7 protein-coding genes and 1 pseudogene are annotated in these 10,255 nt (G+C 40.6%); 7 read left to right on the forward strand and 1 reads right to left on the reverse strand.

The window, feature by feature from the left end; translation table 11 throughout:
- Nucleotides 1-1,055: 1,055 nt before the first annotated feature.
- Nucleotides 1,056-1,256: a hypothetical protein gene (locus tag AC1F2U_RS32335; protein ID WP_322670805.1), complete on the forward strand. Its 201-nt coding sequence runs from the start codon at nucleotides 1,056-1,058 to the stop codon at nucleotides 1,254-1,256.
- A gap of 71 nt (nucleotides 1,257-1,327) precedes the next feature.
- On the opposite strand, the gene AC1F2U_RS32340 is transcribed toward AC1F2U_RS32335, so the two are convergent.
- Nucleotides 1,328-2,083, reverse strand: coding sequence for an amino acid ABC transporter ATP-binding protein (locus AC1F2U_RS32340; RefSeq protein WP_480264859.1), 756 nt, complete (start codon nucleotides 2,081-2,083; stop codon nucleotides 1,328-1,330).
- Nucleotides 2,084-2,171: 88 nt separating this feature from the next.
- On the opposite strand from AC1F2U_RS32340, the pseudogene AC1F2U_RS32345 reads away from it, so the two are divergent.
- The 6 genes and pseudogenes from AC1F2U_RS32345 to AC1F2U_RS32370 form a co-directional block, all read left to right on the forward strand.
- Nucleotides 2,172-3,704 (forward strand): annotated as a pseudogene (locus tag AC1F2U_RS32345) (ABC transporter permease subunit).
- A 465-nt stretch (nucleotides 3,705-4,169) separates the two neighbouring features.
- On the forward strand, nucleotides 4,170-5,693 hold the full coding sequence (locus AC1F2U_RS32350) for a SulP family inorganic anion transporter (RefSeq protein ID WP_480264860.1): 1,524 nt from the start codon (nucleotides 4,170-4,172) through the stop codon (nucleotides 5,691-5,693).
- Between the two features lie 150 nt (nucleotides 5,694-5,843).
- Nucleotides 5,844-6,479 carry a restriction endonuclease subunit R gene (locus AC1F2U_RS32355; RefSeq protein ID WP_480264861.1) on the forward strand — a complete coding sequence of 212 codons (636 nt, stop codon included), beginning with the start codon at nucleotides 5,844-5,846 and terminating at the stop codon, nucleotides 6,477-6,479.
- A gap of 171 nt (nucleotides 6,480-6,650) precedes the next feature.
- Nucleotides 6,651-7,034 (forward strand): hypothetical protein, encoded by a 384-nt coding sequence (locus AC1F2U_RS32360; RefSeq protein WP_480264862.1) that lies wholly within the window; start codon nucleotides 6,651-6,653, stop codon nucleotides 7,032-7,034.
- An 18-nt stretch (nucleotides 7,035-7,052) separates the two neighbouring features.
- The gene (locus AC1F2U_RS32365; RefSeq protein WP_480264863.1) at nucleotides 7,053-8,918 is read left to right on the forward strand and encodes a tetratricopeptide repeat protein; all 1,866 of its coding nucleotides are present in this window, start codon (nucleotides 7,053-7,055) and stop codon (nucleotides 8,916-8,918) included.
- Between the two features lie 36 nt (nucleotides 8,919-8,954).
- Nucleotides 8,955-10,255: tetratricopeptide repeat protein (locus tag AC1F2U_RS32370; protein WP_480264864.1), on the forward strand; the 1,301-nt coding region annotated here is incomplete at its 3' end.

A 10,255-nucleotide genomic window follows, 5' to 3' on the forward strand; every position in this document is an offset into this window, starting at 1 on the left:
CTCTTAAAGGTTTTTGCCCTATATTTATATATAGCAAAATAATTTGAGGAACTTGTGAGGAAAGCCAGCATTTATCTTTGAGCATGAGGGAGCATCCCATTTTGGAATAAATATCTTTGGGTACTGAGCCTAAATCCCTCTCTCAAAATTGCTATGCATTAGTCGCATTTTCTTAAGATTGTTGCAAATAAGCCAGGAACAGGATTGTAGAACAAGGCGATCTGTGGATATTTGACAAAAGCAGAAGAATATAAATGACAAAAATTTTCTAGGCGATCGCTACCCACAAACTGGAGAATTTGAGTGGATAACTATCAATGCTTTTGCTCTTGTTTTAAGTAATACCAATTTAATATGAAGCTGCATATAAAAGGGCTTCTAAAATAAAGTTATAGGAGGAAACAGACATTTTCAAGTGCTGCGTAGTTTACCGCCGTAGGCATCGCTGCGTCATGAATTTTCCGTTTTGCACAAGAGTGCTTTTTTGATTTCTAATAAGCCTGATATCCCATCAGTTCTGTACTTCTGCAACCGTCTCGTGACTGTTGAAATATCTCTTGCCAAGCGTTTTCCGATTTCTTGCTGCTCCTTAACCTGCCCGCTTTTTATCCACCACAGCATAATAAGTTTTTCTTTTTGGTTTCCTAAGTTGGCTGTTTGTAAACGTTTTTTAACTTGTTCTTCGCTCTCTGCGATTTCAATCTTAAAAGGGCGGCTGATGGTTATTTAAATTTATCGACTTTGTTTTCTATATTATATGCAGCTTCATATTAAATTGTCCGAGTAAATTTTTATTGTAATATGTAATAAATACTATAGCAGTCCTATTTAAATTGTGAGACACTTATAAGAGTAGTCCATATTAAATAGTATCAAAATAACTATTTAATACTCATTTGAAAAAAGAATGCGATTGATACAAATCTAAAAAGCCAGATTAAATCAGACTTTTTGTATTTTGAATTGGTATAACTGCGGTTGTCAAAGCTAGAATCTGATTATTTCTAAACTTCCATACTACTAACTTTTTACGGCTGTCAAGCACAACTTTGCGCGTGAATTACTCAAATAATCTCCAGCTATATGCCCCATCGATAACATCTCTCAGAGAACGTGATTGGACAGCTTTGATAGAACTATTTGATAGAGACGACGGTGATGAAATTGAAGCCGACATCAGCGGTAGTTTATTTTGGTTAATACCTGAACCTTGTTGGGAAGACGATCCCTTTGATTTTTTGCGCGAGTACCTTTAAGTAGTGCTGAGTGCTGAGTGCTGAGTTCAAAAGAAGCCTTTAATTTATAGCTCCTAACTCCTAACTCCTAACTATCTAACGTTGAGGCGACTTAGGAAAATACGTAGGCGATCGCTTTGGGGATTGGTCAGCACTTCATAGGCTGGGCCTTGTTCTGTCACAATACCTTTGTCTAAAAATATCACTTGATGGGCTACTTCTTTTGCAAATTGCATTTCATGGGTGACAACTACCATTGTCATACCTTCTGTGGCTAATTGTTGCATCACTTGCAGAACTTCGCCGACGAGTTCGGGATCTAGGGCGCTGGTGGGTTCGTCAAATAGCATGATTTGAGGATTCATACATAAACTACGAGCGATCGCTACTCGTTGCTTTTCTCCGCCAGAAAGTTGTTCGGGATAAGCAGAGGCTTTGTCAGATAAACCAACTTTTTCTAAATATAATCTCGCTAGTTGGGCGCTTTCTTTTGGTGTTTTACCCAAGACTTTACGCGGTGCGAGTGTCATATTTTCTAAGACGCTGAGATGGGGAAACAGGTTGAACTGTTGGAAAACCATGCCTACTTGTGTTCGTAGTTGCCGCAGTTGGCTATAGTTGACAGTGAACCGGGATAAGTTGATTCCGTTGATGATTAAACGCCCGTTGTCAATGGTTTCTAGGCGGTTGAAGCAACGTAGTAGGGTACTTTTACCACAGCCGGAGGAACCAATAACTGCAACGACTTCTCCCCGGTTGATTTCGCCAGTAATTCCTTTGAGAACTTTGAGGGAACCAAAGTTTTTTTCGATATTCTCAAAAATAATCGCAGGGATGGTATTGTTCATTACTTATATCAAGCTGCTCTAGAGTTGATTGTAAGGTTTTTAACGAACCGCAGAGGCGCAGAGAGCGCAGAGAGGGAGAGAAAATAATATGGTTAAATTTGGTTTTGGGCGCTGGTGTGTGGTTATAGGTTTTAGTTGTTTGTTACTGGTTGGCTGTGGGGTGAATCCTAGTGCGGGGAAAACTCTGCGGGTTGCTACGGAACCGGCCTTTCCACCTTTTGAGTTTCAAGGAAAAGGTAGCGAGTTGCAGGGGTTTTCCATTGATTTGATGAATGCGTTGGCGAAGCCCGCCGCAGGCATTGCTTCTTCTGCTAACTTTAAAGTTGATTTTCAAAGTCTGCCTTTTGATGGCATTATCCCAGCTTTGCAAGCCAAAACCGTAGATGCGGCCATTAGTTCGATTACGATTACAGAGGAGAGGGCGAAGACGATTTCTTTTTCCCGTCCCTATTTTAAGGCTGGGTTAGCGATGTCTACGACGGGCTACGCCTACGCAATTCGCGCAGACAATCAAGATATTACTGGTTTTGACAGTCTAAAAAATAAAAAAATTGCTGTACAAATTGGTACAACCGGGGCTGCAAAGGCTAAAAGTATTCCTGGGGTGCAAATTCGCAGTTTTGATTCTGCACCCATAGCTTTGCAAGAATTGCTCAACAGTAATGTAGATGCGGTAATTAACGATGCACCTGTAACTTTATATGCAATTAATACAGGCAATCTTCAGGGAATTAAAGTAGTACAGAAATTGCTGACGGAGGAGTTTTATGGAATTGCTACAGCTAAAAACTCGCCAAATTTGACATTGATAAATGATGGCTTGGATAGAGTGCTGAAAAATGGCATTTATTCCCGAATTTACCAGAAATGGTTTAAAGTTGAACCACCATCACTACCAGCTAAATCACCATTTGAGAATCAAACTAACGCTGGCGCACCTAAAATATTAACTTCAATTAGCGTGGTATTGCAGGCTTTTCCAAGTCTATTACAGGGTGCATTGATAACTTTGCAATTGACGATACTTTCTGTAGTATTTGGTTTGATTGGCGGTTGCTTCATTGGTATTGTTCGCCTTTCTCATATTGTACCTGTGCGTTGGTTGGCGAGGGCGTATGTAGATTTTTTTCGAGGAACGCCTTTGCTGGTGCAAATTTATATGATTTACTTTGGTTTGCCAGCAATTTTACAAGAACTTGGTTTGACATTTTCTTTCGATCGTCTAAGTGCTGGGGTAATTGCCTTAAGTTTGAATAGCGCTGCATACATTGCCGAAGTTGTTCGTGCTGGAATTCAATCAATTGAACCAGGACAAGCAGAAGCAGCCAAATCATTAGGTTTGAGTTCTGTGCAAACTATGAGTTATGTCATTTTTCCCCAAGCTTTCCGGCGGATGATTCCACCTTTAGGTAATGAGTTTATCAGTTTGTTGAAAGATACTAGCTTAGTTTCTGTGATTGGGTTTGAAGAATTAGTACGTAAAGGACAGTTAATTATTGCTGATAACTATCGCGCTTTTGAAATTTAGGCAGGTGTAGCGGTGGTTTATTTATGTTTGACGCTACTTTCTTCCCAAGCATTTAGCCGATTAGAAGCTTGGATGAATCCCATCAAGCGCTAAGATACTTTCTCAAATAATTTCTTAAAATTCAGACAATGATAATCAATATGCTTGTAAAGCTGATTTTTTGGGATAGGTAGCAGTTGGGGGTTAAAATCCTTAAGAGAAAATCAAATTGTATTCTAAGATACCTTTTTTTTAGGTAATTCTAATCAATTGTTTAATTTAACTTAATACTTTGCTACAAATCCAACAAAAAAGTTATGTAAGATCAATCAGATAACAATATGGTTATCATAGATTTGTGATCATTAAGAAATGTAAATAGTAACTATAGTTGTTAAGTTAATTTAACTTAATGATTTCGTGCTTGCTATTTCAGGGCTGATGCATCAGCAAGCTTACGTTTCAATTACAACTCAGTAAATATGTTTGAGCTATTCAATGCAAGCTTAGTTTCCGCTGCATTGTAAGAATTTGCATTGCCAGCCAAAAATTCAAAACTTTTCATTAGAGGAGAAGCAAATGAGAAATTTGAAAGCAATCATAGACAAATCCTCATTGACTAGTGAAGTACCGGCATCATTTGTGGTATTTCTTGTCGCCCTCCCTCTTTGTATGGGTATTGCGATCGCTTCGGGACTTCCGCCATCTCGCGGCTTAGTTACAGGAATAGTAGGCGGAATTATTGTTGGTGCGGTTTCTGGTTCTCCCTTACTAGTTAGTGGACCGGCTGCTGGGCTTGCTGTGATTGTCGCAGAAATAGTTCAACAATATGGCATTGAAATGGTTGGGCCAATTCTGCTGTTAGCAGGTTTAATCCAATTACTCGCAGGTATATTTAAACTTGGCCAGTTGTTTCGCGCTATGTCACCGGCTGTCATCTATGGAATGCTTGCAGGTATTGGGATATTAATCTTCGCTTCCCAATTTCATGTCATGCTAGACGACCAACCGCGTATACATGGCATTGAGAATTTAATATCTATTCCCAACAGCATTTACAAAGCTTTGTTCCCTATTGATGGTAGCGTTCATCACGTTGCTGCACTCATAGGTGTAATAACTATTATCAGTCTTCTGCTGTGGGAAAAATTCAAACCCAATAGTTTACAGTTGATACCTGGTGCCCTTGTCGGCGTAGTTATTGCCACCGTCATAGCTACAGTGTATCGATTACCGATTCAGTATGTTGATGTACCTGGAAATCTGGCACAAGCAATTCAATTACCAACACTTGCCAGCTTACCACGCCTAATTCAGGCACCAGTTTTGATTGATGCGATCGCGATCGCATTCATTGCTAGTACAGAAAGTTTGCTTTCAGCCGTAGCAGTAGATCGACTGCATACCGGGACAAGAACCGATTTCGATCGCGAATTAACAGCGCAAGGAATTGGCAACGTTATATGTGGGTTCTTGGGTGCTTTGCCGATGACAGGAGTGATAGCCCGCAGTTCTGTAAACGTAGAAGCTGGCGCTAAAACTAGATTATCAACAATGCTTCACGGTTTATGGCTGTTAATTTTAGTAATTGCTGCTCCAACCTTGCTCAAAATAATTCCCATCTCTAGTTTGGCAGCAATTTTAGTTGTTACTGGTTACAAACTAATCGAAGTCGAACATATTCGCCAGTTAAAGAAGTATGGACGTTTTCCTCTGGTAATATTTGCTGCCACTTTAATCGGGATTGTTGTTACAGACCTCATTACAGGTGTTTTAATTGGTATTCTGTTGACAGGAATATTACTAATTCACAAAATGTCCGTGCTGAATATCCAAGTTATTAAGCACGAAGATAATCAGAGAATAGACATTTATTTACAAGGTGCGGCAACATTTGTGAGGCTACCAAAATTGGCGAATATTTTAGAACTGGTGCCTCCAGGAAGTGAATTGCATGTTTATATGCAAGACTTGGCTTATATAGATCACTCTTGTTTAGACTTACTATCGATGTGGGCAAAACAACAGCAACAAATGGGAAGCACTTTAACTATGCAATGGGATCGTCTGATAGATCGTAATCGCAAACCATTTACTCTGTAGTAGTCAAGCTAAATTGAATTTGCCTCACGGTAGGGTATCACAACTGTGCTACCCTACCAATTGTTTGTATTCTATGTAATCAGCCAAGGGTTAAAATAGGGTTTATATAGGGAATTTGGATTGAGTTGCACCTGAATCAACCAAAAATATATGACAATTCTCAACGCTCGTAATTTATCTTTAGAAGAAGTTCAGCGTCTGTTTGGGTTTCAAAGACAGTACAATGACTCATTTTCTAACTACTTATCTTTGGAACCTCTCACGGAAGCAGAACAGCAGGAACTCAAACAAATTCAGCATGACTTTGATAGATACCTATCAGCAGGTAAGGTTTCTGAAGGTCAAGTAAAGTTTCTTGCAGTTGCGCCTTTATTAAGATTAGCTGGTTTTTATCGCTATCCGATAGAGATTGTTTTGGAGGAAAATATTACTGATATTGAAGTTGAAGATGAAGATATCAGAATTAAAGGTAGATTTGATATTTTAGCTATTAGTAAAGCTAAACATACAAAACCTCAAACGTATTTTTGGGTACTGTTGATTGAATCTAAAAATAGTCAAATTGATATATCAACAGGTTTGCCTCAGTTACTCACTTATGCTTATAAAAATTTAGATAATCAAAAATCAGTTTGGGGATTAGCGACTAATGGTAGAAGTTATCAGTTTATATATATCGAACAAGGAAATCCACCTATTTATTATCTGTTGCCAGAATTAAATTTAATGGAAAGAGAGCGTTCAAGTCAGTTGCTACAAGTTTTAAAAGCAATTTGTCAGCTTTAAAAGGGAATTTAACTGTTAATGTGTGCGATCGCATGGTAAGAATTATTTCAGCGATCGCTTTTCTATGTAATAAACTTTGACCTCACTTCCATTCCTCTCTCCTTTTAGGAGAGAGGCTTTGAATCTTACTCCCCAACGCTAGTAGGGAAGGGGCTGGGGGTTAGGTCTATATTGAACTCAATTACAAACCATGTTCACGAGTATCAAAGACTCGTCCGCAAGTATCAAAGACTCGTCCACGAGTATCAAAGACTCGTCCACGAGTATCAAAGGCTCGTTCACGAGTATCAAAGACTCGTCCGCGAGTATCAAAGACTCGTCCGCGAGTATCAAAGACTCGTCCGCGAGTATCAAAGGCTCGTCCGCGAGTATCAAAGGCTCGTCCGCGAGTATCAAAGGCTCATCCGCGAGTATCAAAGACTCATTAACAGAGTTCAAAGACTCGTCCGCGAGTATCAAAGGCTCATTAACGGAGTTCAAAGACTCATTCACAAGTATGTCTCAAAGATTCATCAGGTTTTTGGCGAGTTTTTCGTGAGTCCTGATAAAATCTGAGAACCTATTAGCATGATTATGCACAACCGTATATTTACTACTTTATTTTTAACTCTATCTCTGGCTACCACACCCCAGATTGTAGTTGCTCAAAACAATATAGAACAGCTATTTCAACAAGGCAACGCTGCCGAAACGGTGGGTAACAACTCCCAAGCTGAAACGATTTGGCGTAAAGTTTTGCAACTTGAACCCAACAATGGCAAAGCTTATAACAATTTGGGGAATGCTTTGCGGCGACAGGGGAAACTAGAGGAAGCTTTAGCAGCGCACCAGAAAGCTTTGCAACTCAATCCTAATGATGCAGAAGCTTACGTTGGTATAGGGAATGTGCGAAATGCTCAAGGGAAACTAGAGGAGGCATTAGCATCTCATCAAAAAGCCTTGCAAATCAACCCTAACTCGGCTACTGCCTATAATGGTCTAGGCAATGCGCTGAGTAACCAGGAGAAATTAGATGCTGCGATCGCTGCATATCAAACAGCTATTCAACTAGATCCCAAATATGCTTTTGCTTACTACAATCTCGGCATTGCGCTGTATAATCAAAAGAAATTAGATGCAGCAGTTGCCGCCTACCAAAAAACAATTCAACTCAACCCCAAATTTGCTTTTGCTTACAACAATCTCGGCAAGGCGCTGTATGACCAGAAGAAATTAGATGCAGCAGTTGCCGCCTACGAACAATCAATTAAACTCGACCCCAAGGATGCAACTGCTTACAACGGTCTCGGCAATGCGCTGTATGACCAGAAGAAATTAGATGCAGCAGTTGCCGCCTACGAACAAGCAATTAAACTCGACCCCAAATATGCTATTGCTTACTACAATCTCGGCATTGCCCTGAGGGAGCAGAAGAAATTAGATGCAGCAGTTGCCGCCTACGAACAAGCAATTAAACTCGACCCCAAATATGCTATTGCTTACTACAATCTCGGCAATGCCCTCAGACAGCAAAAGAAATTAGATGCAGCAGTTGCCGCCCATAAGAAAGCCCTAACATTATCAGATACCCCTGGGCCACCAGCTAGCGACTATACCTTAGCTCACAATGGCTTAGGTTTAGTGTTCAAACAGCAAGAGAAACTAAAAGAAGCCATTGATGAGTTTGACAAAGCAGAACAAATTGACCCCAATTATATCTATGCCAGGAACAACAATATAGAAGCAAGGCAGTTATGGACAGAGCAACAGAATAAATTAGCTAGCGTAGACGACGATCGCCAATGGTTGCCTAAAAACGATCCAACTGTACCCATTAAGCGTTCTGTAGTACGCATCACTGCCGAGTTTTCTAGCCGTGAACGCCAGGGAATAGAGATTGGGACTGGTGTAGTAATTAAACGAGAAGACAACCGAACATTAATCCTCACCAATCGTCATGTCATTTTTGATGGCTATGAACACGGTAAAAATATCCAAGTGGAATTTTTCAGTTTACCACCCGAAAACCGAGTACGAATGCGGCGAGATGCCAAGCTGTTCAAAATGACTACAGACAATGAACTGGATCTAGCTGTTTTGGAAGTTAGCGATAATCTGCCAGAAGATATCCAGCCCTTACCCATTTCCTCAAGTGCGATCGCCCCGAAAATGCCCATTCGGATTATCGGTCATTCTGCTCAAAGGGGTGAAGATAAATCTTGGTCTATGCAATCAGGACAAATCAGCTATGAAAAACAGCAATTAGAAATATCTCAAGCCGCACTCACACCTGGTTATTCTGGTAGTCCTGTGCTTGACTCACAAAATCAACTTTTAGGCATTGTCTTTGCCCGCAAAAAAGGTGAAGACCGAGATTTTGCTTATCCTATGTCTGAGATTCAAAAACAACTGCTTACCTGGAGCATTAAACCTCTTGAAAAAGTCAATGAACACAGATAATTCGAGCATCAAATCTCAGCTATTTTAAAAAATATTATGCACAGCCATATATTTACTACTTTATTTTTAACTCTATCTCTGGCTACTACACCCCAGCTTGTAGTTGCTCAAAACAATATTGAACAGCTATTTCAACAAGGCAACGCTGCTGAAACAGTGGGTAATAACTCCCAAGCGGAGACAATTTGGCGTCAAATTTTGCAGCTTGAACCTAATAATGGCAAAGCTTATAACAATTTGGGGAATGTTTTGCGGCGGCAGGGGAAATTAGATGCAGCATTAGCAGCGCACCAGAAAGCTTTGCAACTCAATCCTAATGATGCTGATGCTTATGTTGGTATAGGCTATGTACTAAATGCTCAAGGTAAATCAGAGGAGGCATTAGCATCTCACCAAAAAGCAATTCAACTTACCCCTAACTTGGCTATTGCTTACAACGGTATCGGCTATGTGCTGAGAGAGCAGAAGAAATTAGATGCCGCCGTCGCCGCCTTCCAAAAAGCGATTCGACTCAATCCTAACTATGCTGGTGCTTACAACAATCTCGGCAATACCCTGAGTGACCAGAAGAAATTAGATGCCGCCGTTGCCGCCTACGAAAAAGCAATTCAACTCAACCCTAACTATGCTGATGCTTACAACAATCTCGGCAATGCCCTGAGGGAGCAGAAGAAATTAGATGCCGCCGTTGCCGCCTACCAAAAAGCAATTCAACTCAACCCTAACTATGCTATTGCTTACAACAATCTTGGCGCTGCGCTGTATGAGCATAATAAATTAGATGCAGCAGTTGCCGCCTACCAAAAAGCAATTCAACTCAACCCTAACTATGCTGATGCTTACAACAATCTCGGCAATGCGCTGTATGGCCAGAAGAAATTAGATGCAGCAGTTGCCGCCTACCAAAAAGCAATTCAACTCAACCCTAACTATGCTGGTGCTTACTACAATCTCGGCGATGCCTTGAGGGAGCACAAGAAATTAGATGCAGCAGTTGCCGCCCTCCAAAAAGCCCTAACATTGCCAGAAGACAATTCTGGAACCTTAGCCAGCGCTCATACTCTTGCTCACAATGGCTTGGGTATAGCATTCCAACAGCAAGGAAAACTAAAAGAAGCCATTGATGAGTTTGACAAAGCAGAAGCAATTGACCCCAGTTATGTCTATGCCAAGAACAACAATATAGAAGCAAGGCAGTTATGGACAGAGCAACAGAATAAATTAGCTAGCGTAGACGACGATCGCCAATGGTTGCCTAAAAACGATCCAACTGTACCCATTAAGCGTTCTGTAGTACGCATCACTGCCGAGTTTTCTAGCCGTGAACGCCAGGGAAT

This window comes from Nostoc sp. LEGE 12454, assembly GCF_056620565.1.

Bases quoted from the DNA above. Each gene is read 5' to 3' on its own strand.
- AC1F2U_RS32340 (WP_480264859.1), bottom strand. From the start codon at position 2,083: ATGAACAATACCATCCCTGCGATTATTTTTGAGAATATCGAAAAAAAC.
- AC1F2U_RS32350 (WP_480264860.1), top strand. From the start codon at position 4,170: ATGAGAAATTTGAAAGCAATCATAGACAAATCCTCATTGACTAGTGAA.
- AC1F2U_RS32355 (WP_480264861.1), top strand. From the start codon at position 5,844: ATGACAATTCTCAACGCTCGTAATTTATCTTTAGAAGAAGTTCAGCGT.
- AC1F2U_RS32365 (WP_480264863.1), top strand. From the start codon at position 7,053: ATGCACAACCGTATATTTACTACTTTATTTTTAACTCTATCTCTGGCT.